The sequence below is a fragment of the Bariatricus massiliensis genome, assembly GCF_900086725.1.
Taxonomy (GTDB): domain Bacteria; phylum Bacillota; class Clostridia; order Lachnospirales; family Lachnospiraceae; genus Allocoprococcus; species Allocoprococcus massiliensis.
Genome location: NZ_LT574836.1, coordinates 447,734 through 471,377 on the forward strand (window position 1 = coordinate 447,734; position 23,644 = coordinate 471,377).

Below are 23,644 nucleotides of genomic sequence, written 5' to 3' on the forward strand. Positions count from 1 at the left end.
AAGAAGGTGGTGGGTCTATGAACCTCAATCAGTTGCATTACTTTGTGACACTGGCGCATATGGAGCATTATACAAAAGCTGCGGAGCAGCTCTCCATTACCCAGCCGAGTCTCAGCCACGCCATCAGTATGTTGGAACAAGAACTGGAAACAAGTCTTTTTGAAAAAAGAGGAAGGAATGTTGTTTTAACCAAGTACGGCAGAATTTTTTTGGAGTATGTGGAAGAGGCACTTGGAATTCTGGAGTCCGGTATAAAAAAGACCAAAGCCCTGACAAGTGAAACGAGCGGAGTGATTGATTTAGCGTACATTTACACACTTGGAAGTGTTTTTGTGCCGCAGCTGGTCGGTGAATTTTTAAGACAGCATGAAGAATGGGATGTAAAATTCCATTTTACGGTTGGCAACACGACAGACATTATTCAGGGATTAAAAGAAGAAAAGTACGATCTTGCGTTCTGCTCCAGAAAAGCAAAAGAGCCAAATGTGGAGTTTGTACCAATCGGAAAGGAGAAGTTAGTGGTGGTCGTGCCGAAAGGGCACGAGCTGGGCCGGAAAAAATCGGTGAACTTACAGGATACTCTAAAATACCCGCAGGTATATTTCACTAAGACAAGTGGGTTAAGGCCTGTGATCGACGCGCTTTTCGAAAAAATAGGCGGACAGCCTAAGATAGCGTATGAGATTGAGGAGGATGCGTCCATGGCGGGGCTGGTCTCACAAAATTTTGGGATTGCAGTGATGCCAAAGATTCCGATACTAAAAAATCTGGCGGTCGAGGTACTGGATATCGGGAGTCCGTCCTATGAGCGCTACATTTATATGGCACAGTTGAAGAATAAATACCTTGCGCCGGTTACGAAAGAATTTGTGGAATATATCATGAGCAAATATTATAAGAAATAACAGGCAGTGGGAAGGGAAAGCTTAATAGGCTTTCCCTTCTCTTTTTACGAATTGGATAAAACGTTTCACGGCTGGGATTTGATACTTGTCTTTGAGATATCCCATATATACAGTATGTGTGAGCTGTGTGTCTGAGAGTGGGATGATCCGTACATTATTATGTTCGACAGCGTCTACGTGAGCCACAAGGGCGATGCCAAAGTTCTCGGCGACCAGTGAGGCGATGGCGTTTTCATCGGGGCATTCGCACACGATATTTACGGACATATTGTGCTCTTTATAGAAGCGGCTGGTGAATCCCCCCAGACCTGAATAGCGGTCATATCCGATGACTGGATAGTCAGAGAGCACCTCGTAGCTTGCCTCGGTACATGAGGCGAGAGGATGGGAGAGGGGAGTAATTATGACCATGTCCTGCCTGAGAATAGGAAGGAAAGATATCTCTGGTTCGTCCGGAACATAGGAGCCAAAGATAACATCATGCCGGTCGGCTTTAAGTCCGGAGACCATACCTGCGGTGTGAGTCTGGTTAAAATTAAAGGTTACATGCTTGTTTTTATCGATATCCAGAAAGGTGCGCACTGTGTGAGGGATGTAATAATTGGCCAGTGGAAAGACATATGCGATATCGATGTGGCCTCCGCTTCCGGACAACTGCTTCATCTTATACTCGGCTGTATGGACTTCGTCGAGTATTTTGTTCACATGTTCAAGAAATACACGTCCCGGCTTTGTGAGCACCACATTCCGCCCCTGCCGTTCAAAGAGGACAAGATTGAGTTCCTGTTCCAGTGCGGCCATAGAGCGGCTCAGGCTGGGTTGAGAAATCTTTAACAATTCCGCGGCCTGGCGAAAGTGCTGAAGCCTTGCCACCGACTGGAAATATTCTAGTTGGTTCAGAGTCATAATAAAATCCTTTCTATAATTATATTGGTCTGATTATACCATAAATGATACTTAAAAGCTATCAATAAATAACAAAACATGTATTTGAAGTATCAAATAACTTCGTTTATAATTTAACTAACAAGAGGTTGTTTAAAATTTAACAAATTGGGCAAAGGGTTGATTTAACAACAGTATATAAGGAAAAGGAGAAATAACAATGGCAGAAAGAATTACAGGTCACACAGAATTAATCGGACTTATGGCATATCCTATCAGACATTCCAGCTCACCGGCCATGCATAATGAAGCATTCGCCTATCTTGGTCTGGATTATGCTTATCTTGCGTTCGAGGTGGATAACAGCACGCTGGAGGATGCAGTAAAAGGGTTGCGCGCGCTGAAACTAGTTGGTTCTAATGTTTCTATGCCGAACAAGACGGTAGTACATAAATATTTGGATGAGCTCTCACCGGCGGCGGAGATGTGCGGAGCTGTCAACACGATTGTAAATGACAACGGAAAGTTAATCGGCCATATCACAGACGGTACCGGGTTCATGCAGGCGCTGAAGGATAATGATATCGATGTGATTGGGAAGAAAATGACTATAGCGGGTGCAGGCGGAGCGGCGACTGCCATTGAGATTCAGGCGGCGCTGGACGGTGTGAAGGAGATGTCCATTTTCAATATAAAGGATAAATTTTGGGATAACGCAGTGAATACTGTAGAGAAAATCAATACGAATACGAACTGCAGGGCAACACTTTATGATTTGAATGACCTTGACGCGCTTAAAAAGGAAATCGCAGATTCCTATATGTTTACCAATGCTACAGGTGTGGGAATGAAACCGCTGGAAGGAAAAGCAGTGATACCGGATACCTCCTTTTTGAGACCTGATCTCATCGTGACAGACACGGTATATTCTCCGGCCGAGACAGAACTCTTGAGAATGGCAAAAGAGGTGGGATGTAAACGGATGAATGGATTCGGCATGATGCTTTTTCAGGGTGCGGCGGCATTTAAGCTGTGGACAGGAAAAGAGATGCCTATCGCCCACATGAAAGAGGTTCTTGGAATCAGCTACGAAGATTAACAAATGAATAATCTGGGAAAGAGAGGACGTTAAATGAATAAGAAATATTTGCCAAGTGTTATTATCTTATATTTGAATTACTTTATACATGGTATTGGATGCTCCATCTTAAGCCAGCAGGTAGTGAAGGAGCTTCTGGTCCAGCAGTGGGGAATCGACGATGTCATGAAGGTTACCGCGATTGCCGCGGCGCTGGGGCTGGGACGGCTTATCTCCCTCCCGTTTGCCGGGCCGCTTTCCGATAAACTGGGACGCCGGATTTCTGTACTTATCGGTGTAGCGTCCTATGTGATTTTCTTTGTAGGTATCGCTTTTTCACCCAATATGACAATCGCGTATATTGCGGCTGTTCTTGGAGGCATTGCCAATTCATTTCTTGACACGGCCACCTATCCGGCGGTTGCTGAGATTATTTATAAATACACAGGGATTGCGACGATGGGAATCAAGTTCTTCATATCAGTAGCCCAGCTCTTGATGCCGTTTTTCTTAGGACTGGCTGCGGGCAGCGCAATGTCTTATCTTATGCTTCCACTTGTAGCAGGCATTGTCATCGCGGTTCTTGGCGTACTGGCAATTTTCGCACCGTTTCCGCAGATATCGGAGAACGGAAAGTCGGAATCTTTTTTGACAAATTTGAAAAATGCCAGATTTTCAGCGGAAAGTGTTGCATTGATTTTGATTGGTTTCACCAGCACCGCCACCTTTCAGCTGTGGCTGAACTGTGCGCAGACCTTTGGAAAGGACGTGGCAGGGATTTCCTCAGAAGCGGTGTCCATGATGCAGACTTACTATTCGGCGGGAACCATGGCAGCGCTTGTTGTGACGAGCCTCTTGATTACCAAGTTCAAACAGGTGCGTTTCCTTGTGATCTATCCGGCTGTTTCCACTGTTATGCTTGTGCTCGTCTATTTGATCAAGACACCGATGATCTGCTATGTGGGAGCGTTTGTCATCGGTTATGCGGCAGCAGGCGGCGTGCTGCAGATGGCGACGGCCACTGTAAATGACTTGTTCCCGAAAATCAAGGGAACTATTACCAGTTTAGTGATGATAGCGTCAAGTTTATGTAATTATACAATTTTAAGTGCGGCTTCCAAAATGTCGTCTACCAATGTTATAATGATGAATATCGTGATTACAATAGTCGGTGTACTGCTTGCGTTATTTGTAAATTTGCGCTATGGCGTTTTAGTAAAGCGCACATCGGAAGAATAAGGAGGAGCATATTATGGGCAATGTTATAGAGGTCAGAGGTGTAAAGATTGGAGAGGGAATCCCCAAAATCTGTGTTCCCATTGTAGGGAAGACAAAAGAGGAGATTCTGAATTCAGCAAGGTCTTTTGAAAATGCCGCGCCCGACATAGTAGAATGGCGGGTGGACTGGTTCGAGGGAGTGTTCGATTTTCAGCAGGTGGAGGACGTGCTGAAAGAGCTGCGCGGGGTATTGGCGGAAACGCCGATTCTGTTCACATTCCGCACATCAAAGGAAGGCGGAGAGAAGTCTATTGACGTTTCCGACTATGTTGAATTAAATAAAATGGCGACGGCCACCGGACTGGCAGACTTGGTGGATGTGGAAGTATTTACCGGCGATGAGGTGGTAAAAGACATTGTCAAGTGCGCTCATGAACACGGTGTCAAAGTGGTTGCCTCAAATCATGATTTTGATAAGACACCAGAGAAGGATGATATCGTGGGACGTCTGTGCAAGATGCAGGAGCTGGGGGCTGATATCCCGAAGATTGCGGTGATGCCGCAGTCGAAGAGAGATGTACTTACCTTGCTCGCGGCTACGGAGGAGATGGTTTCGGAATATGCGAAGCGTCCGATTATCACCATGTCAATGGCAGGGACAGGGCTCATCAGCCGCCTGTGCGGAGAAGTATTCGGCTCAACCCTGACTTTTGGGGCAGTCGGGAAGGCATCCGCCCCGGGGCAGATGAATGCACTGCAGCTAAGAGAGATTTTAAGCATGATACATGAGAGTATGTAGGAAAACGATGTGGGAGAAAGTCCGGATATAACTGGAAGGGAGAGCAGGGAAGCGGATGAAAAGAGTGTGGAATTGGCTGAATGAAAGTCTGGAAGAATTTCTGATGGCAGCCAGCTTGATTTTGATGACTGTTATTATGGGAATACAAGTGTTTTCAAGATATGTACTGGGTGCATCACTTTCATGGTCTGAAGAAGTGACACGGTATTTGTTCGTGTGGGCTGGATTTATAAGTGTCAGCTATTGCACGAAAAAATGTATCTCTATAAAGATAGAACAGTTCGTGGCTGTTTTCCCAAGAAAGGGGAAGGCAATCTTTAAGCTGGTCAACCATACGATGGAGTTGTTGTTCTTTTTCTACTTAATACCGTTTGCGTTTCGGTATATGCTTTCCGCTTATGTGAGCGGACAGGTGAGTCCGGCTTGCGGTATCCCTATGTATTATGTGCAGGCAGCTCCCTTCGTCAGCTTTCTCCTTGTTTCTTTTCGAATCATCCAGAGATGGTGGATCGAGTTTCAGACCGTGCGTGGAAAGAGGGGGGAGTAGAAGATGCCGGCAGTAGTCGTATTTATAATATTTGTAGTATGTCTGGTGACTGCCATACCTGTTTCCATTACGCTTGGTATTGCTTCGATTCTTCCGGGGGCGTTTGATTCTTCTTTTACAGCTACCGGACAATTCATTGTGCGCTCTATGCTGGGGGGAATCGACAGCTTCCCTTTGCTTGCGGTTCCCATGTTCGTACTTTCCGGAATTGTGATGGCAAAGGGGGGAATCTCCAGAAAACTATTTGATGTGTTTGCATATTTTTTGGGAAAACTGACGGCAGGAATGCCTTGTGCAGTCATTGTGACATGCCTTTTTTATGGGGCAATCTCCGGGTCTGCCCCGGCCACGGTGGCGGCGGTGGGAAGTATGACGATTCCAATTCTCACAAAGCTGGGATATGACAAAAAGTTCTCCACGGCTGTGGTCGCCGTGGCGGGCGGTCTGGGAGTCATAATTCCACCCAGTATCCCTTTTATTATGTACGGCATGGCTTCAGGAGAATCTGTGAGTGATCTGTTTATCTCAGGCATTATCCCCGGAATTTTAATAGGCGCTTTATTGATGGCTTATACTGTATTCTACTGCAGAAAGCACGGGGAGGACAAAGAAAAGATTCACGCGGTTGTGGATGAACTGCATGACAAAGGATTTTGGGCGGTGCTGAGGGAGAGTTTTTTTGCACTGTTAAGCCCGGTCATTATTCTTGGATGTATTTATTCCGGTGTCGCGTCCCCCACGGAGGCGGCGGTCATATCGGTATTCTATGCGGCTGCTGTGAGCCTCCTTATTTATAAGACCATTAAGCTGAAAGATATATGGGGGATTCTTGTAGAGACAGTCCGTACGTATGCGCCCATCCTTTTTATACTGGCGGCTTCGGTCGCATTTTCACGGGTGCTGACTTTGATGCAGGTGCCGCAGACGGTGAGTGAATGGATATTGACTCATTTCAGCAATAAAATCATGATTCTTCTGGTCATCAATATTTTCCTGCTGATTGTGGGCATGGTGATGGATACGACTCCGGCTATTCTTATTTTGACGCCGATTCTCCTGCCGATCGTCACTGCGATAGGGATGAATCCTATTCATTTCGGAATCATGATGGTGGTGAATCTTGCCATCGGCTTTGTGACGCCTCCGATAGGTGTCAACTTGTTCGTGGCCAGCTCCTTGACCGGGATTCCGGTAGTGGAATTGGCAAAAAAGGCGATGCCTATGATTGTCTATTTTTTGGCGGCACTGCTGGCGATAACATTTATTCCGGCTATTAGTACGGCATTTATTTAGGGAGGTAGAAGATGGGGAAAACAAAAATGAGAATCGTGATTTTATTCTTCTCATTCTGCCTTCTGGACGGATGCCAGAGAAGAGAGGAAGACGGTGTTCAGCGGTATGCGTGGCCTCTGGCCACTGCCAGCCCGGAAGACACCGTGACCCAGATTTATGCGGAAGAATTCGCGGCCGCGGTGGAGAACTTGAGTGATGGAAAGATGAAGATTCAGGTCTATCCCAACAGTACGCTGGGAGGGGACAGGGAGCTTCTTGAGACGTGCGCGGATGGAGATATCCCCTTTGTTATACAGAATACGGCGCCTCAAGTTGGATTCATGCCGGATTTAGCCATTTTTGATACCCCCTGCCTGTTCGATACGATTGAGGAGGCAAGAGCGGCGGTCGACGACCCGGTTTTTTATAATTTGATGGAATCGGTGTATACAGAGGGAGGATATAAGCTTCTTGGTTACGCAGACCAAGGGTTTCGAGTAATGTCTACAAATAAGAAAGTAGAGAGTTTGAATGATTTCAAGGGCCAGAAAATCAGGACAATGGAAAATTCTTATCACATGGATTTCTGGAAATCATTGAAAGCAAGCCCGACGCCTATGACATTCAGTGAGGTCTATATCGGCCTCCAGCAGGGGACCATTGATGCACAGGAGAATCCTTACGAGGTCATCGTCTCCAACCGCTTATATGAACAACAGGATTATGTGGTGGAGACTAACCACCTTCCACATTTTATTTCACTGATTGTAAGTGATGATTTTTATCAGGAACTGCCAAAAGAGAAGCAGGAAATTATCAAAACGGCCGCCGAGACTGCCAAGGAAGCGGCAAGAAAAGCTTCCGATGAGCGTATAGCGGATAAGATAGAAGAGATAGAAAATAGTGGCACGGAGATCGTTGTTTTAACCGAGGAAGTGAAAGAAAAGATGCGTGAAGCCGCATTGCCGGTATATGAAGAAATCAGGAAAAACGTGAGTCCTGAAATCGTGGATGCGTATCTGAAGGGAAACTAAAGGACAGAATTAGTAGGGAAATCCTCAGGAAAACTCTAAAAGTTCGGCAAATATGCAAAGTTTCGGTTGAAAAAAAGAGAAATTTATTATAGAATTATTAGCAGTGAATAATTTTATGATGAAAAAGGAATGCCTAAGGCATATATAAGGAGGATTACAATGATTTCAGCAGGAGATTTTAGAAATGGTCTTACCGTTCTGATCGAGGGAAATATCTTTCAGATTTTGGAGTTCCAGCATGTTAAACCGGGTAAAGGCGCCGCATTTGTAAGAACAAAGATGAAGAATATTATCAATGGTGGTGTGGTAGAGAAGACATTCCGCCCGACAGAGAAATTCGATACGGCTCATATTGACAGAAAAGATATGCAGTACTTATACTCTGACGGTGAGCTTTATCACTTTATGGATGTTGAGACTTATGACCAGATCGCTTTGAATGAAGACACCATCGGCGATGCGTTGAAGTTTGTAAAAGAAAATGAAATGGTCAAAGTATGTTCACATCAGGGAAATGTATTTTCTGTTGAGCCGCCTCTTAATGTGGAGCTGGAGATTACAGAGACAGAACCGGGTGTAAAGGGCGATACAGCCACAGGTGCTACCAAGCCGGCTATCGTTGAGACGGGAGCAAGCGTATTGGTGCCGCTGTTCGTCAATCAGGGAGACAGAATCAAAATTGACACACGTACAGGGGATTATCTCTCCAGAGCATAGATTTACCTGTAGTCATATTTCACAAAGTTTATAGTTCAGACAAGCCCGGATGAAGGTACAAAACCTTTAATTCCGGGCTTTTTTGATGTCAAACTACTTGGACAACAACCAAAAAAACACTTGCAGAGAGCAGAGAGGCTTAGTATAATCAATTCACATACCTTATCAGGTATTTTGTCCAAAATCATTTGGGTATCCATATAACCTTTGGCTGGCAGTCCAAATAAAATATATGTACAAAAGAAAGGAAAACTACTATGAATTACACAGAATTTATAAATGCCGTCAAAGAAGAGGTCAAGGAGCATCTGGAGCCAGATATCATTGTGGAACTGCACACCGCGATGAAGAATAACGGCACAATCAGAAAAGGTCTGATGATAGGCAGAAGAGGTGTCAATGTTTCCCCTGCTATCTATTTAGAAGAATTCTATGAGCAGTATCTGAAGGGGAAAAGCATTTCGCTATTAGCAGAGACTATCCAGCAAATCTATGAACAAGTCAAAGTACAAAATTCTTATTCCTGCGATAATATATTTTCCTATGAAAAAGTGAAAGAAAAAATCGTTTATAAGTTGATTCAACGCGAAGCAAATGAGAATCTTTTAGGGGAAGTTCCGTATGAAGAGTTTCTTGATTTGGCATTGGTATTTTATGTGCTGTTGGAGGCTACTCCTTTCGGAAATGCGACGCTGCTTGTCAAGAATGAGCATCTCGGTGAATGGGGAGTGTCGAAGGAGGAAATTATGAAAGCGGCGGAGAAGAACACGCCGAAGCTGCTGCCCCTGCGGTTTGAGAAGTTGGCGAATTTTATGTATGTGATGACAAATCAACCGCAGAATCTGGGAGCCTGCACGGTATGTTATCCGGAGGCATGTAAAAAGGCCAGAGAGACGATTGGTGAGAATTTTTATGTTATACCAAGCAGTATACATGAAATGATATTGATTCCCGAGAGCTATGGGCTTAACCGGCTCCAGCTTGAGATTATGGCTGGGGAGATTAACAGTGAAGACGTTGAGGAGGAAGAAGTGCTTTCAGGTAACGTATATTACTATAGCGGGAAAGAGGGCAGATTGATTTTGTAGGAGAGTCCGTAAGAATTTCCTATATCATAAAAGACAGCCGCAGACGTGAATCATGTCTGCGGCTGACTGCTCTAAACGTCTCTGATCAGAATCGAACTGACGCACCCGCCTCCGGAGGGCGGTGCTCTATCCACTGAGCTACAGAGACAAGTATAAATATAGCACGTGTCAGCAGAAAAATCAAGAAAAATATTTAGACAAAACTAGTCTTTTTTTGCTATTGACTTGAGAAACAGCCGGAGGTTATTATAGGGGGGAATAGGAGGTTGTATCATGGCAGAAAGGAAAAAAAGCCGCTGCCGCTGGATATTGGAAAACAGACGTGCCAACATGGTCGTTGGAGTGCTGTTTCTGATTGTGGCCGGCATGGCAGCTTTGTTTTTTCTGACCAATGATAAAAAGCCGCTTGCAGTCTCTGCGCCGGTAATCGCGATATGCGAAGAATATAATGTGGCAGAGATGAACCCTCTGACGGAGAATCTGGATGAAGAGGTTACAGAGGCAGTAACAAAATACTATGAACGGCAGAAAGAAAACTCTGACTATGTGGAAGCATATGGAAATCTTTCTGTGTTTATGAAAAGAGGAAAATATCAAGATACATATGTGGTATTTGCTAAGTATGATATGAAGATAAAGGATATCTACACAGCCGTCCCGGGGTTGGGGACTTTGTTCGTAGATAAAGACGCAAAAGGAAAGATAAGGGTGAATGCTAAGGCCGAGGATGTGGAGACACAGAAATGTATTGCCGACATTACTGCTCATGAAGATGTACAGGCCTTGTTTCAGAATGTTGAGACAGCGTACGCCAAGGCGGTCAAATCGGACGCTATGCTGGCGGAAGCATTGAATGATCTGCAGAATGCCATGGCAGAGTAACGGACATATGAAATCTGGGAACAGAAATTCGAAGCATCAGAATATCCTGTTCCCAGATTTTGTACATTATTATGTTGATTAATCTAAGTTCACCCGTTTTTTCAGTACATGACAGCTAAAGATAAAGCTGGCTATACTGAAAATGATCATAAGTACCATGGTGATGCCGAACAAGCTGTGGTAGAAATTGAATATGGCGCTGTCAGGCATCTGCTGTCCGGTTGCTTCCAGATACTGAAAATTCCGGATAGATGCGGCGGCTCCGATGGCGCCTCCGACCATTTGGTTTATCGCCAGAAATCCACAGTAGCTTAGAATGGATATGAGCACCCGGTGTTTTCTGAAGCAATGTCCCAATGAGAGAGAGCCTAAGATGATTGCCATGTTCCCGAATGCGCCCACGAGAGTGAGAGCCGCCATGACCCAGCCTAAGGCACTGGGACTGCTGAACTGGAACAAGGCCAATACTGCCGGCATCGATTCTTGCATTACAGCTAATAATTCGGGCACAGATGCGACAATGATGAGAGACACATATAATATAAGCGAATCAATCAAGATCCACAGCGCTCCGGACAATAGCTTTGCCCACAATTGTGTACTTGTTTTCACGGGCAGCGTTAAGGTAAGATAACCTTCGTGCATAAAGAGATTGCGGTATGTGTAGACCGCCGCATATAAAAGTGTAAATATACTGATAAAAGACCAGTAGATAATACACAACAGTAGTGAAAGCACGGAAGGAAGCTCTGGCTTTCCTACGGCTAGTATTCGTTCTACACCGAAATATCTGCCGATGATGGCCAGAATAATCATCGGAATATGAATCAGGACTAAAAACCGGGAGAGGGTTTTCATATCGTATTTAATTAATTTTCCTAGCATCTGAATACCTCCCTGAAATATACATCCACCGATTTGCCGTTTGCTGTACGGATATCATCCACAGTTTCATTCATGATAAGCCGTCCATTTTGAAGAAACAGCACACGGTCCAGAACATTTTCAATGTCGGCTATTAAATGTGTGGAAATGAGTACGGTTGCATTCTCATCATAGTTTCCGATAATCGTGCGCAGAATATAATCTCTGGCCGCTGGATCTACACCACCTATAGGCTCGTCCAGTACATATAATTCAGCTTTGCGGCTCATGACAAGAATAAGCTGTACCTTCTCCTTGTCTCCCTTGGAGAGTGTGCCAAGCCTTGCCTTAGGATTGATAGAAAGTGATGCAAGCATCTCATAAGCCCGCTCAGATATAAAATTATCATAAAAGTCACAAAAGTATTTGATGATATCATCCACTTTCATTTTATCCCGGAGATAGCTGTGGTCGGGCAGATAGGAGACAATGCTTTTGGTATAAGCGCCCGGATGCTGACCCGATATCAGTATTTCTCCCTGAGTGGGTGTCAGAAGTCCATTGATTAGTTTTATTAATGTGGTCTTGCCACTGCCGTTCGGTCCCAAAAGAGCGACGATCTGTCCCCGTCCCAACGTCAGATTCAGGTCAGTAAGCGCGGAGAAATCACCATATTTTTTCGTTAAGCCGTGGCATTCTAGTATTGGATTCATAGTTCCTCCCCCTTCAGAATTTCCTGCAGAAGCTCTAGTGCCTCCCTCTTATTAAAGCCCAGCTGCTGCATTGCTTCCATAAAATTTTTAATGTTTTCTTTTGCAAGTTCTCGTTTCATCTTCTTCAACATGTCCTCATCCTCCGTTATGAAACGGCCGCTCGTCCGTCTTGCGTAGACGAGGCCGTCCCTCTCCAATTCAGATAAGGCCTTCTGCATCGTGTTGGGATTCACAGAAGCCTCCATTGCCAGTTCCCTGACAGAGGGGAGCTTGTCCCCCGGAGAATACCTGCCGGAGATGATGTCCGCTTTAATACGATCCATTAACTGGAGGTATATTGGTCTGTCATTGTCCAAGTCCCATGGCATTTAATTGCACCTCTTTCTTCTTTTATGACATACAGCGGCCTTCCCCCTAAAGTCACCGCATATTTCAAGACTAACTGTATTATGAATATAATACAATAGTACATGCCAATCATATAAATGTCAAGTGAAAACCCGTTGTTTTGCACATTTAAAAAGGAAGGACTTAAGATTCCTGATCTGCAACTATCCGCTCTAAAAGGCCGGGGTCAAAGTGATTTTCCCTGAGCATTTCAATTTCATACCGGTAAGGCGGATATGACTTTTTGGGCAGGGTGGGCGACGGTACATAAGGTGTTTCAAGTATTTTGGGCACAGACATAAAATCGGGGTGGTGGACTACATAGGAGAGCGCCTCAAATCCCAAAGCTCCGAATCCTAGGTTAGAGTGCCTGTCCTTGGCGGCGCCGGGGACATTTTTACTGTCATTTATATGGAAGACCGCTATCTGCTCTTTTCCAAGAATGCGGTCAAATTCATCCAACACACCGTCAAAATCGTGTATGATATCGTAACCGCTGTCACTTGTGTGGCAGGTGTCGAAACAGACACGCAGTTTGTCGTTATGGATGACGCCGTCGTAGATTCTTGCCAGTTCTTCAAAGCTTCTTCCAATCTCGGAGCCTTTGCCAGCCATCGTCTCAAGGGCGATGTGGCAGGGGGTGTCCTTGGTCAGGACTTCATTCAGCCCCTTGATAATCTGTGCAGTCCCCACCTCTGCTCCCTCGCCCACATGTGCGCCGGGATGTAGAATCAGGGTATGAGAGCGGCATGCTGCCGTGCGCTCTATTTCCAAATTCAAAAAATCGACAGCCAGCTGGTAAGTTTCTGGCTTCACAGCGTTTCCCAGATTGATGATATAGGGTGCATGTACCACGATTTCTTTGATGCCGTGCTCTGACATATAGTCCCAGGCAGCATCAATATTCAATTCACTGACAGCCTTGCGCCGAGTGTTCTGAGGCGCGCCTGTATAAAACATAAAGGTGTTTGCCCCGTAGGAGACGGCTTCCTTGGCGGAGCCGAGGAGCATTTCTTTTCCACTCATTCCTACGTGAGAGCCAAGTAATAATTCCATAGATTTTCCTCCTGAAATAATCTGATATTCACTGTAGATTATACATGATTCTGAAAAAGAAGCAATATGAACGGTTGCACTTGGAAAAGGATTCCTATATAATAGAGAATAGTCTATCGTCGGAAAGTACAGTAATTTCTCGATGTGAATACTAAAATTAGAGAGGGACGGATATACAATGAAGACAATCTTGGATTTAATAACGGATGAACTGGAGCAGGCGTTTGAAGAAGCCGGATATGATAAAGAATTGGCAAAAGTGACTTTGTCCAACCGCCCGGACTTATGTGAATACCAGTGCAACGGCGCTATGGCGGGAGCAAAGAAATATCACAAGGCTCCAATCATGATAGCCAATGATGTTGTGGAAAAACTTTCGTTAAATAATAGTATAAAAGAAGCGGAGGCGGTGAATCCCGGTTTCATCAATTTAAGGACGAACCCGGAATTTGTGGCACATTTCCTGAATCTTATGTCGGGTGATAAGAAGCTGGGCGTGGAAGAAGAAAAGACGCCCAAGAACATTATTATAGATTATGGCGGGCCGAATGTGGCCAAGCCGCTGCATGTAGGACATCTGCGCTCCGCGATTATCGGCGAGAGCCTGAAGCGGATCAACCGCTTTATGGGGAATCATGTGACGGGAGATATCCATCTGGGCGATTGGGGATATCAGATGGGCCTGATCATCACAGAGATTAAAAAGCGTCAGCCTGAACTGCCTTATTTTGACGATGAATATACCGGAGAATACCCGGAAGAGGCGCCCTTTACTATCGGGGATCTTGAGGAGATATACCCGACTGCCAGCGCGTATGCCAAAGAACATGAGGAATACAGGGATGCAGCGCTTCAGGCTACCTTTGAGCTTCAGAACGGCAAGAGAGGTTATCGTGCGTTGTGGAATCACATTATGAATGTATCTGTCAATGACCTGAAAAAGAACTATTCCAATTTGAATGTGGAGTTTGATTTGTGGAAGGGAGAGGCAGATGCCCAAAAATATATTCCCGATATGGTCGAACGCTTGAAAGCAGAGGGATATGCGCATCTGGACGAGGGAGCTCTTGTCGTTGATGTCAAGGAAGATGCGGACACGAAGGAAGTACCTCCCTGCATGATTCTGAAGTCCGACGGGGCGGCGCTCTATGATACGACAGATTTAGCTACTTTGGTGGAAAGAGAAGAATTGTTCCGGCCGGACGAGGTGATCTATGTGGTGGATAAGCGTCAGGAGCTTCATTTTGTACAAGTATTCCGCTGCGCCAAGAAGACCGGAATCGTGCGCGAGGAGACGAAGCTTTCTTTTCTTGGGTTCGGTACGATGAACGGCAAGGACGGCAAGCCCTTTAAGACAAGAGAAGGCGGCATCATGAGGCTGGAACACCTGATTGCGGATATTACGGGGAAAATGTATGAAAAGATTACAGACAACCGCACCGTATCGGATGAAGAGGCAGAAGCAACGGCGAAGGTTGTCGGACTTGCAGCCATAAAGTATGGCGATCTATCCAATCAGGCGTCCAAGGACTATGTATTTGACATCGACCGTTTTATCTCCTTTGAAGGGAACACAGGCCCTTATATCTTATATACAATTGTACGAATTAAATCCATTCTTGCTAAGTATGAGCAGGCGGGCAATACAATTGATGATACTAAGATTTTGGCTGCCCGGTCAGAGAGCGAAAAGGCATTGATGCTGGAAGCATGCAGGTTCAATAGTATGATGGAGACGGTTTATGAGGAATTGGCGCCCCACAAGATTTGCGCGTATGTCTATGAGCTGGCCAATGCGTTCAACCGCTTTTATCATGAGACAAAGATTCTTGCAGAGGAAGATGCGCAGAAGCAGAAGAGTTATATAGGTATGCTCAAACTGACAAGAGATATATTGAATACGTGTATTGACCTTTTAGGGTTTGAAGCACCGGAGAGAATGTAGAGGATTATTATGACGGAAAAGATATTTTATAGAGACAGCCATCAGAAGGCATTTACGGCCACGGTTATCTCATGTGAGCCGTCAGGAAAGATGTTTGAGGTAGTTCTTGACAGAACTGCCTTTTTTCCTGAGGGAGGAGGACAGGCGGCGGATACAGGTACGCTGGATAATGTACGAGTGACTGACGTGCAGGAGAGAGGGGAGTCTATCCTCCATATGACGGAGAAGCCTTTGGCGGCGGGAAGCAGGGTAAAAGGGGAAATCGACTGGGACAAACGTTTCTCCAGAATGCAGCAGCACACCGGAGAGCACATCGTGTCAGGACTGATTCACAGCCGCTTTGGCTATGACAATGTGGGATTTCATCTGAACGATGAGATATGTACTCTGGATTTGAGCGGAGCTCTTTCAAAAGAGGAATTGGATGAGATTGAGTATGCGGCAAATGAAGTGATAGCCGCAAACCTCCCAGTGGAGGTGTCTTATCCGGACAAAGAGCAGTTAGCCAAAATGGAATACCGCAGTAAGATTGAGATAGAGGGGCAGGTCCGCATCATCACCATCCCGGATGTGGACGTCTGCGCATGCTGTGCGCCACATATGAGCTATACTGGAGAAATCGTACTGCTTAAATTTATTCAAGCACAGAATTATAAAGGCGGAGTGCGTATCACTATGGTATGCGGATTCAGGGCTCTTCGAGACTACCGGGCAAAAGAGGCAAGTGTGAAGTCGATCATGCGCAGTTTATCTGCCAAGGAGGAGTTGATTGCGGACGCGGTGGAACGCCTCAAGGACGAGTGTTTAGAGTTAAAGGGGCAGCTGGCTCAGATACAGAGAAAAATTCTCAAATACCGGGCCGGAGAGGTACCGGAGGACGAGGCGGTGGTCTGCCTGTTCGAACAAGAACTTGCAGGAAACGGAGCCAGAGAACTGATGAATTTGATTCTTGACAGAGGAGCCGGCATCTGTGCGGTCTTTACAAGAGATACAAAGGAAGGTTACCGCTATGTTTTAGGAAGCCGGTCGCAGGATGTGAGAGAATTGTGCAGAAGCCTCAACGCAGCCTTTTCAGGACGAGGGGGCGGTAAGCCAGAGATGACACAAGGCTCTGTGTCAGGAGTAGAAGAGGAAATCAGGGAGTTCATTTTGGGAGCGGCAGAAGAAAGGAAGTAAAAAAATGCAGCAGAAACGTACAAGGAATCAATTCTGGTATTTGTTCGGCCCCTTATTGATAAAGTGGGTGATTGACTTTGTCGTGGAGGGGGCGGCAGGCGCAGCCTATATTGTATTGAACAGGTCAAGGCTGAATCTGGGCGGCACACAGGAGAACTTGATGGAGCAGGCGATGAATTTGTCTTTAGAGCTGTCGCAGTATTCGGTGGAGATAGCGACGGTTTCTGCTGTGATTACTTTGGCAGTGCTGGGGTATATATATCACCGTGACCGGGTAAATGAAAAGCAGAAGGGAATGGCTGCCCATCAGGAGATGCCCTTTTTCAAATATGGGGTGATTGCCGTGATGGGAATCGGTGCATGCATTGCCCTTAATAATCTATTGATTCTGAGCAGCATATCATCAGTGAGCCAGACTTATCAGGACACATCCCAGCTGATTTACCAGTCTCCGCTGTGGGTACAGATCGTCGGTCTGGGCATACTTCTTCCGATTGCGGAAGAACTGGTCTATAGGGGACTGCTCTATAAGCGTATGCGGGAGAATATGCCAGTGGTGATATCCATGGTATTTTCAGCGGTGATATTTGGGGTGACCCACGGCAATCTTGTACAGTTCATCTATGCAGGGGTGCTGGGCCTTCTGCTTGCGTACACCTATGAAAAGACGGGGACGCTCAAGGCGCCTGCCCTTCTCCATATAGTGATGAATTTAACTTCGGTTGTGGGGACAAAGGCAAAAATATTTGATTGGATGTTTACAAATATGTTCTGGTTAAGTATCAGCACAGCGGCTGCTGCGGCTGTTGCTGCGGCAATGTTCTTGATGATTCGTAATATTAAAGGGAATCAAGAAGAAGAGACGGACATGAAAAATAACGGATAATTTAGTAAAAGTTTCTGTTTACTTTTTGAAGGAAATGCTGTATAGTGATAAATCATAAAAGTAATCTATGGTATATCAATTCAGAAAGGGCGGAACTTATGAGCAGGCAAAAATTGAATAGGCAATGCAGTTTATACGGCCCGGATTTCGAGCATGACAACTGCGGAATTGGTGCTGTTGTGAATATCAAGGGGCGTAAGACCCACGAGACAGTCACAGATGCATTGAAGATAGTAGAAAATTTAGAACATAGAGCTGGCAAGGATGCCGAAGGTGAGACCGGAGACGGAGTTGGAATCTTATTACAGATATCCCACAAGTTTTTCTCCAAAGTCTGTAAACCTCTCGGCATCTTTTTATGTTCTGAAAAAGATTACGGGGTGGGTATGTTTTTCTTCCCTCAGGATGAATTAAAGCGGAATCAGGCAAAAAATATTTTTGAAGTCATCACCGAAAGAGAAGGGTTAAAATTTTTGGGATGGAGAGAAGTCCCTGTTCATCAAGGGATATTAGGAAAGAAGGCGCTGGACTGTATGCCTTGTATCATGCAGGCGTTTATCGAAAGACCTGAAAAAATTGAGAGAGGGTTAGAGTTTGACAGAAGACTGTATGTAGTGAGGAGAATTTTCGAACAGAGTAGTGACGATACCTATGTCGCTTCACTTTCAAGCCGTACGATTGTATATAAAGGGATGTTTCTTGTTCAGCAGCTCCGTATGTTCTATGAGGATTTACAGAGCCCTGAATATGAATCGTCTATTGCAGTGGTGCATTCTCGATTCAGCACGAACACGAATCCCAGCTGGGAGAGGGCACATCCGAATCGTTATATCGTACATAACGGCGAGATAAACACGATACGGGGCAATGCGGATAAGATGCGCGCAAGAGAAGAGAACATGGAATCGGAATATCTAAAAGGGGAATTGTATAAAGTGCTTCCGGCTATCAATATTGAGGGCTCGGATTCGGCGATGCTGGATAATGCGCTGGAATTTATGGTGATGAGCGGGATGCCTCTTCCTCTGGCAGTCATGATATCTATACCAGAGCCGTGGGAGAATAATCGGACTATGCCTCAGAAGAAGAAGGATTTCTACCAGTATTACGCTACTATGATGGAGCCTTGGGATGGCCCTGCTTCTATTTTGTTTTCTGACGGAGAAATTTTGGGAGCGGTTCTGGATAGAAATGGCCTGCGGCCTTCCCGGTATTATATCACTGATGATGACAGGTTGATTCTTTCTTCAGAGGTGGGGGTTCTTGACATTGAACCTTCCAAGATTCTGGTAAAAGAACGTCTGTACCCGGGAAAAATGCTTTTGGTCGATACGGTGAAGGGAAAAGTGCTGGATGACGACGAGCTGAAAGATATGTATGCTTTTTCCCGGCCTTATGGTGAGTGGCTGGATAACAATTTGATAGAATTAGAAGCACTCAGGATTCCTAATCAAAAAGCAATCCAATACACAAAAGAAGAATGTCAAAAGCTACAGAAGGCATTTGGATATTCTTATGAGGAAGTAAAGACATCCATTCTTAATATGGCGAAGAATGGGACGGAAAGTATTGGTGCAATGGGGGCCGATAATCCATTGGATGTACTTTCTGAGAAACATAGGCCTCTGTTCGGATATTTCAAACAACTGTTTGCGCAAGTCACTAATCCACCGATTGATGCGATAAGAGAAAAAATCGTGACATCTGCCAGCGTTTATGTGGGAAAAGACGGCAACCTTTTGGAGGAGAAAGAAGAGAACTGCCGGATGCTGAAGATAAAGAATCCGATTCTAACAAATACGGATTTGCTGAAACTTAAGAACTTAAATAAAAAAGGGTTTAAAATCTCTGAGCTGTCTATTACTTACTATAAAAGCTCCAGTCTGGAGAAAGCTATTGAACATTTGTTTATTCAAGTAGACAGAGCCATAAGAGAACAAGTCAATCTGTTAATTTTAAGTGACAGAGGAGTAGATGAATACCATGTGCCGATACCTTCTCTTCTTGCCACAAGTGCCGTGCACCAGCATCTTGTCCGTACAAAAAAACGAACGGCTGTCGCACTGATTCTGGAGACGGGGGAACCAAGGGAGGTCCACCATTTCGCGGCCCTTCTCGGCTATGGCGCTTCTGCGGTGAATCCCTATTTAGCTCATGAATCTATTAGGCAATTGATAGACACGAATATGCTGCAGAAAGATTACTATGCGGCAGTGGATGATTATAATGAAGCAGTCATTGGCGGTATCGTTAAAATAGCTTCCAAGATGGGCATCTCCACGATACAGTCCTATCAAGGGGCGATGATATTTGAGGCGATAGGCCTGAGGACAGAGTTCATTGAGAAATACTTCACAGGGACAGTGAGCCGGGTGGGCGGTATTGGAATTGAGGAGATTGCTTCGGATTACATGGAACATCATTTGGAAGCATTTGACCCGCTGGGACTTACCGTAGATTTAACATTGAACAGTGAGGGACAGCATAAAGCTAAGAGCGGGGGTGAAAGGCATCTCTATAATCCCCGGACAATACATATGCTTCAGCAGTCGTCCAGACGTGGAGACTATAATATGTTCAAACAGTATACAAGGATGGTAGATGAAGAAGCGAAATATATTACACTGAGAGGGCAGATGGATTTTGCGTATCCTAAAAAAGGAATTCCGTTGTCGGAAGTAGAGAGTGTAGATACAATCGTGACACGATTTAAGACCGGAGCGATGTCCTACGGCTCTATTTCTAAAGAGGCACATGAGACATTGGCGCTTGCAATGAATACATTACATGGAAAATCCAATAGTGGGGAGGGAGGCGAAGATGTGGAGCGTCTAGACAGTGACAGATGTTCCGCTATCAAGCAGATTGCCAGTGGCCGGTTCGGCGTAACGTCCCGATATCTAGTGAGCGCAAAGGAAATTCAAATAAAAATGGCGCAGGGGGCTAAACCGGGAGAGGGTGGGCATCTGCCCGGAATAAAAGTTTATCCATGGATTGCGAAAACACGGCATTCCACACCGGGAGTTGGACTGATATCTCCGCCGCCCCATCATGATATTTATTCTATTGAAGATTTGGCACAGCTCATCTATGATTGTAAAAATGCCAATAAGGATGCGAGGATTTCGGTGAAACTTGTATCGGAGGCTGGAGTAGGGACTGTTGCGGCCGGAGTGGCTAAGGCAGGCGCAGGACTCATTCTTATATCCGGCTGTGATGGAGGTACGGGGGCGGCGCCGAGGAGTTCTATACACAATGCGGGACTGCCGTGGGAGCTGGGATTGGCGGAGGCACATCAAACTTTGATTCAGAATGGCCTCAGAGAGCAAGTTCGTCTTGAAACTGACGGGAAATTGATGAGCGGGCGCGACGTGGCAATCGCAGCGCTTCTGGGGGCGGAAGAGTTCGGCTTTGCGACGGCTCCACTTGTGACAATGGGATGCGTCATGATGCGGGTCTGCAATCTGGATACATGCCCTGTGGGAGTGGCCACCCAAAATCCTGAACTGCGTAAACGATTTACAGGCCGGCCGGAGTACGTAATAAACTTCATGAAGTTTATAGCGGAGGAATTGCGTGAATATATGGCTAAGCTGGGAGTGCGCACCGTGGATGAGCTTGTTGGCCGTACAGATTTACTGAAGATAAGAGATGTCCCGAGTTCAAATCGTGCGGCAGTTTTGAATCTGTCTCCTATTTTAAATAACCCCTATGCGAAGCGGGAAAAGGGGATGATTTATCGTGCGGAGAAGGCCTTTGACTTTAAATTAGAAAATACGCTTGATTTTAAAGTGCTTCTAAAAGCACTTCGCCCTTCGCTGGAAAAGAAACAAAGAAAGAGCATGGAGATAGATGTGAGCAACACGGATCGGGCCTTCGGAACGATGTTAGGCTCTGAGATAACAAGAATGTACCCGGAAGGGCTGCCGGAAGACAGCTTCGTACTAAAATGCCGGGGGGCCGGAGGACAGTCGTTCGGTGCATTTATACCGAGAGGTCTTACACTGAAACTTACTGGAGACAGCAATGACTATTTTGGAAAGGGACTTTCAGGGGGAAAACTGATTGTGAATCCACCTCAAGGAGTGCGGTACAGATCAGATGAAAATATTATTATTGGGAATGTAGCGCTCTATGGAGCTACCAGTGGAAAGGCTTTTGTGAGCGGAATTGCGGGCGAGCGGTTTTGCGTGAGGAATTCAGGGGCAACAGCGGTCGTTGAGGGCGTGGGCGACCATGGATGTGAGTATATGACCGGTGGCCGAGTTGTGGTGCTTGGTAAAATAGGTAAGAATTTTGCAGCCGGAATGAGCGGGGGAGTAGCCTATGTTTTGGATATGGACAGTGATTTGTATACAAAAGTGAATAAACAGCTTGTCAATATTGAGCGGGTCTCAGCAAAGCTGGATGTTACAGAGTTGAAGACCATGATTGAAGAGCATGTGGCATATACGGCTTCGGCAATCGGAAAAGAAATTCTTGGCAATTTTAAAGAGTACCTTCCTCGATTTAAAAAAATCATACCTTATGATTATGAGAAGATGCTGACATTGATATTTCAGCTGGAAGAAAAGGGATATAGCAGTGAGCAGGCCAGAATTGAAGCATTTTACGAAATGGCAAAGAATGGATAGGGATGGTGTATATGGGAAAAGCAACAGGATTTATGGAATATGAAAGGAAAGATCAGAAAACAGATAAGCCTGAACAGCGGATAAAGCATTTTCAGGAATTTCACACCCCGCTGTCCAGAGAGGAGCAGGAACTTCAGGGGGCAAGATGCATGGGGTGCGGGGTCCCCTTCTGCCAGTCGGGACAAATGATTATGGGAATGGCCAGTGGATGCCCACTTCACAATCTGATACCCGAGTGGAATGATTTGATATACCACGGCAACTGGGAGGAAGCGTACTATCGTCTTATAAAGACCAACAATTTCCCGGAATTCACTTCCCGGGTCTGCCCGGCCTTGTGCGAGGCATCCTGTACCTGCAGTCTGCATGACAGGGCTGTCTCTGCAAAAGGCAACGAGTTTGGAATCATAGAAAATGCTTATGCTATGGGGTACGCAAAAGCAGAGCCGCCGAGGGTACGGACCGGCAGGAAGGTGGCGGTCATTGGTTCTGGGCCTGCAGGACTTGCGGCGGCCGACCAGTTAAACCGCAGAGGCCATTTGGTAACTGTCTATGAACGCGAAGACAGGGTGGGTGGGTTACTGCGCTATGGTATTCCGAATATGAAGCTGGAGAAGCAGGTCATCGACCGAAAGATTGCGGTGATGGAAGAGGAAGGGGTAATCTTTAAGCCTGACTGTGATGTGGGGAAGGATATCCGGGTTTCCTCTATATTAAGAGAATACGACAAGGTAATCCTTGCCTGTGGGGCATCGAATCCCAGAGACATTAAGGCTGCGGGAAGGGATGCCAAAGGGATTTATTTTGCGGTGGATTTTCTGAAGTCTACCACGAAATGCATCTGGAGGCATAATATGAGTCTTAAGGAAGGAGAATATTTGTCCGCAAAAGGGAAAAAAGTGTTAGTGATCGGGGGTGGGGATACAGGAAATGATTGTGTAGGTACTTGCATCCGGCACGGGGCAGAATCTGTTATGCAGATAGAAATGATGCCGAAGCTTCCAAGTGAAAGAGCCTGTGACAATCCGTGGCCGGAATGGCCCAAGGTACACAAGACAGATTATGGACAGGAAGAAGCTGCTGTGATATTTGGCAAAGATTCAAGAATATATCAGACGACAGTCAAAGAGTTCATCAAAGACGAATCCGGAAATCTTTACAAAGTGGTGCTTGTAAATCTAAAGAGTAAGAAGGACGAAAAAAGCGGGAAGTTTTTTATGGAGCAAGTACAGGGCAGTGAGTATACGGTTGAAGCAAATCTAGTCTTGATAGCCGCTGGATTTTTGGGGGCGGAAGAATATGCGCCCAAAGCATTCGGTACGGACTTAAATGAGAGGACTCAAGTATGGACAGAATCCGGTAGTTATAAGACAAGCGTGAAAAACGTATATACAGCAGGAGATATGCATCGAGGGCAGTCATTAGTCGTGTGGGCAATCCGAGAAGGAAGAGAGGCAGCACGGGAGGTGGATATGGATTTGATGGGATATACGAATCTGTCTGTACAGTGAGAATTATACGGGAACAGCGCCCTCACCATAGCGGACGGCGCTGTTTC

General features: G+C 45.6%; 20 protein-coding genes and 1 tRNA gene. 15 read left to right on the plus strand and 6 right to left on the minus strand.

Annotated elements, in window-relative coordinates; genetic code table 11:
- Nucleotides 1-17: 17 nt before the first annotated feature.
- A complete protein-coding gene (locus tag BN6465_RS03755) occupies nt 18-905 on the plus strand; it encodes a LysR family transcriptional regulator (protein WP_066731827.1) in 888 nt (295 codons plus the stop codon).
- A gap of 21 nt (nt 906-926) precedes the next feature.
- Here the strand turns inward: BN6465_RS03755 and BN6465_RS03760 are convergent, their stop codons facing one another.
- Entirely contained in the window at nt 927-1,811 is an 885-nt protein-coding gene (locus tag BN6465_RS03760; RefSeq protein ID WP_066731828.1) for a LysR family transcriptional regulator, read from the minus strand.
- 199 nt (nt 1,812-2,010) lie between these two features.
- Between BN6465_RS03760 and BN6465_RS03765 the strand changes: the two genes are divergently transcribed.
- The 8 genes from BN6465_RS03765 (at nt 2,011) to BN6465_RS03800 (ending at nt 9,543) form a co-directional block, all read left to right on the plus strand.
- Nucleotides 2,011-2,889 carry a shikimate dehydrogenase gene (locus BN6465_RS03765; RefSeq protein WP_066731831.1) on the plus strand — a complete coding sequence of 293 codons (879 nt, stop codon included), beginning with the start codon at nt 2,011-2,013 and terminating at the stop codon, nt 2,887-2,889.
- Between the two features lie 33 nt (nt 2,890-2,922).
- The gene (locus BN6465_RS03770) at nt 2,923-4,107 is read left to right on the plus strand and encodes an MFS transporter (RefSeq protein WP_066731833.1); all 1,185 of its coding nucleotides are present in this window, start codon (nt 2,923-2,925) and stop codon (nt 4,105-4,107) included.
- Nucleotides 4,108-4,120: 13 nt separating this feature from the next.
- Nucleotides 4,121-4,885 (plus strand): type I 3-dehydroquinate dehydratase, encoded by a 765-nt coding sequence (aroD, locus tag BN6465_RS03775; protein WP_066731834.1) that lies wholly within the window; start codon nt 4,121-4,123, stop codon nt 4,883-4,885.
- A gap of 55 nt (nt 4,886-4,940) precedes the next feature.
- The gene (locus tag BN6465_RS03780; RefSeq protein ID WP_066731836.1) at nt 4,941-5,432 is read left to right on the plus strand and encodes a TRAP transporter small permease; all 492 of its coding nucleotides are present in this window, start codon (nt 4,941-4,943) and stop codon (nt 5,430-5,432) included.
- 3 nt (nt 5,433-5,435) lie between these two features.
- The gene (locus tag BN6465_RS03785; RefSeq protein ID WP_066731839.1) at nt 5,436-6,725 is read left to right on the plus strand and encodes a TRAP transporter large permease; all 1,290 of its coding nucleotides are present in this window, start codon (nt 5,436-5,438) and stop codon (nt 6,723-6,725) included.
- A gap of 11 nt (nt 6,726-6,736) precedes the next feature.
- The gene (locus BN6465_RS03790) at nt 6,737-7,738 is read left to right on the plus strand and encodes a TRAP transporter substrate-binding protein (protein ID WP_066731841.1); all 1,002 of its coding nucleotides are present in this window, start codon (nt 6,737-6,739) and stop codon (nt 7,736-7,738) included.
- A 159-nt stretch (nt 7,739-7,897) separates the two neighbouring features.
- Nucleotides 7,898-8,455, plus strand: a complete 558-nt coding sequence (gene efp / locus BN6465_RS03795) for an elongation factor P (RefSeq protein WP_066731843.1) — start codon at nt 7,898-7,900, stop codon at nt 8,453-8,455.
- Nucleotides 8,456-8,712: 257 nt separating this feature from the next.
- On the plus strand, nt 8,713-9,543 hold the full coding sequence (locus BN6465_RS03800; RefSeq protein WP_066731845.1) for a DUF5688 family protein: 831 nt from the start codon (nt 8,713-8,715) through the stop codon (nt 9,541-9,543).
- 76 nt (nt 9,544-9,619) lie between these two features.
- Here the strand turns inward: BN6465_RS03800 and BN6465_RS03805 are convergent.
- Nucleotides 9,620-9,691 (minus strand) — tRNA-Arg (locus BN6465_RS03805).
- A gap of 125 nt (nt 9,692-9,816) precedes the next feature.
- Between BN6465_RS03805 and BN6465_RS03810 the strand changes: the two genes are divergently transcribed.
- Nucleotides 9,817-10,425 (plus strand): hypothetical protein, encoded by a 609-nt coding sequence (locus tag BN6465_RS03810; protein ID WP_066731847.1) that lies wholly within the window; start codon nt 9,817-9,819, stop codon nt 10,423-10,425.
- A gap of 78 nt (nt 10,426-10,503) precedes the next feature.
- Here BN6465_RS03810 and BN6465_RS03815 read toward each other — a convergent pair whose 3' ends face one another.
- The 4 genes from BN6465_RS03815 to BN6465_RS03830 all read right to left on the minus strand — a co-directional run bounded on the left by BN6465_RS03815 (nt 10,504) and on the right by BN6465_RS03830 (nt 13,445).
- Entirely contained in the window at nt 10,504-11,310 is an 807-nt protein-coding gene (locus tag BN6465_RS03815; protein ID WP_066731849.1) for a hypothetical protein, read from the minus strand.
- The gene (locus BN6465_RS03820) at nt 11,304-12,002 is read right to left on the minus strand and encodes an ABC transporter ATP-binding protein (RefSeq protein WP_066731851.1); all 699 of its coding nucleotides are present in this window, start codon (nt 12,000-12,002) and stop codon (nt 11,304-11,306) included. The genes BN6465_RS03815 and BN6465_RS03820 overlap by 7 nt, the downstream gene beginning before the upstream one ends.
- Nucleotides 11,999-12,370 (minus strand): GntR family transcriptional regulator, encoded by a 372-nt coding sequence (locus tag BN6465_RS03825; protein WP_066731853.1) that lies wholly within the window; start codon nt 12,368-12,370, stop codon nt 11,999-12,001. The genes BN6465_RS03820 and BN6465_RS03825 overlap by 4 nt, the downstream gene beginning before the upstream one ends.
- 163 nt (nt 12,371-12,533) lie before the next feature.
- Entirely contained in the window at nt 12,534-13,445 is a 912-nt protein-coding gene (locus tag BN6465_RS03830) for a deoxyribonuclease IV (protein ID WP_066731854.1), read from the minus strand.
- A gap of 178 nt (nt 13,446-13,623) precedes the next feature.
- Here BN6465_RS03830 and argS point away from each other — a divergent pair, with 178 nt between their 5' ends.
- The 5 genes from argS to BN6465_RS03855 all read left to right on the plus strand — a co-directional run bounded on the left by argS (nt 13,624) and on the right by BN6465_RS03855 (nt 23,597).
- On the plus strand, nt 13,624-15,390 hold the full coding sequence (gene argS, locus BN6465_RS03835) for an arginine--tRNA ligase (RefSeq protein WP_066731855.1): 1,767 nt from the start codon (nt 13,624-13,626) through the stop codon (nt 15,388-15,390).
- A gap of 9 nt (nt 15,391-15,399) precedes the next feature.
- Entirely contained in the window at nt 15,400-16,566 is a 1,167-nt protein-coding gene (locus BN6465_RS03840) for an alanyl-tRNA editing protein (protein WP_066731860.1), read from the plus strand.
- A gap of 4 nt (nt 16,567-16,570) precedes the next feature.
- Nucleotides 16,571-17,452, plus strand: coding sequence for a CPBP family intramembrane glutamic endopeptidase (locus tag BN6465_RS03845; RefSeq protein ID WP_066731862.1), 882 nt, complete (start codon nt 16,571-16,573; stop codon nt 17,450-17,452).
- 98 nt (nt 17,453-17,550) lie between these two features.
- Nucleotides 17,551-22,086, plus strand: coding sequence for a glutamate synthase large subunit (gltB, locus tag BN6465_RS03850; RefSeq protein ID WP_066732764.1), 4,536 nt, complete (start codon nt 17,551-17,553; stop codon nt 22,084-22,086).
- A gap of 11 nt (nt 22,087-22,097) precedes the next feature.
- The gene (locus BN6465_RS03855) at nt 22,098-23,597 is read left to right on the plus strand and encodes a glutamate synthase subunit beta (protein ID WP_066732765.1); all 1,500 of its coding nucleotides are present in this window, start codon (nt 22,098-22,100) and stop codon (nt 23,595-23,597) included.
- The last annotated feature ends 47 nt before the right edge of the window (nt 23,598-23,644 follow it).

What these genes read in the sequence shown, in the direction of transcription:
- BN6465_RS03755 (WP_066731827.1), top strand. Translation starts at nt 18, where the DNA reads ATGAACCTCAATCAGTTGCATTACTTTGTGACACTGGCGCATATGGAG.
- BN6465_RS03760 (WP_066731828.1), bottom strand. Translation starts at nt 1,811, where the DNA reads ATGACTCTGAACCAACTAGAATATTTCCAGTCGGTGGCAAGGCTTCAG.
- BN6465_RS03765 (WP_066731831.1), top strand. Translation starts at nt 2,011, where the DNA reads ATGGCAGAAAGAATTACAGGTCACACAGAATTAATCGGACTTATGGCA.
- BN6465_RS03770 (WP_066731833.1), top strand. Translation starts at nt 2,923, where the DNA reads ATGAATAAGAAATATTTGCCAAGTGTTATTATCTTATATTTGAATTAC.
- aroD (WP_066731834.1), top strand. Translation starts at nt 4,121, where the DNA reads ATGGGCAATGTTATAGAGGTCAGAGGTGTAAAGATTGGAGAGGGAATC.
- BN6465_RS03780 (WP_066731836.1), top strand. Translation starts at nt 4,941, where the DNA reads ATGAAAAGAGTGTGGAATTGGCTGAATGAAAGTCTGGAAGAATTTCTG.
- BN6465_RS03785 (WP_066731839.1), top strand. Translation starts at nt 5,436, where the DNA reads ATGCCGGCAGTAGTCGTATTTATAATATTTGTAGTATGTCTGGTGACT.
- BN6465_RS03790 (WP_066731841.1), top strand. Translation starts at nt 6,737, where the DNA reads ATGGGGAAAACAAAAATGAGAATCGTGATTTTATTCTTCTCATTCTGC.
- efp (WP_066731843.1), top strand. Translation starts at nt 7,898, where the DNA reads ATGATTTCAGCAGGAGATTTTAGAAATGGTCTTACCGTTCTGATCGAG.
- BN6465_RS03800 (WP_066731845.1), top strand. Translation starts at nt 8,713, where the DNA reads ATGAATTACACAGAATTTATAAATGCCGTCAAAGAAGAGGTCAAGGAG.
- BN6465_RS03810 (WP_066731847.1), top strand. Translation starts at nt 9,817, where the DNA reads ATGGCAGAAAGGAAAAAAAGCCGCTGCCGCTGGATATTGGAAAACAGA.
- BN6465_RS03815 (WP_066731849.1), bottom strand. Translation starts at nt 11,310, where the DNA reads ATGCTAGGAAAATTAATTAAATACGATATGAAAACCCTCTCCCGGTTT.
- BN6465_RS03820 (WP_066731851.1), bottom strand. Translation starts at nt 12,002, where the DNA reads ATGAATCCAATACTAGAATGCCACGGCTTAACGAAAAAATATGGTGAT.
- BN6465_RS03825 (WP_066731853.1), bottom strand. Translation starts at nt 12,370, where the DNA reads ATGCCATGGGACTTGGACAATGACAGACCAATATACCTCCAGTTAATG.
- BN6465_RS03830 (WP_066731854.1), bottom strand. Translation starts at nt 13,445, where the DNA reads ATGGAATTATTACTTGGCTCTCACGTAGGAATGAGTGGAAAAGAAATG.
- argS (WP_066731855.1), top strand. Translation starts at nt 13,624, where the DNA reads ATGAAGACAATCTTGGATTTAATAACGGATGAACTGGAGCAGGCGTTT.
- BN6465_RS03840 (WP_066731860.1), top strand. Translation starts at nt 15,400, where the DNA reads ATGACGGAAAAGATATTTTATAGAGACAGCCATCAGAAGGCATTTACG.
- BN6465_RS03845 (WP_066731862.1), top strand. Translation starts at nt 16,571, where the DNA reads ATGCAGCAGAAACGTACAAGGAATCAATTCTGGTATTTGTTCGGCCCC.
- gltB (WP_066732764.1), top strand. Translation starts at nt 17,551, where the DNA reads ATGAGCAGGCAAAAATTGAATAGGCAATGCAGTTTATACGGCCCGGAT.
- BN6465_RS03855 (WP_066732765.1), top strand. Translation starts at nt 22,098, where the DNA reads ATGGGAAAAGCAACAGGATTTATGGAATATGAAAGGAAAGATCAGAAA.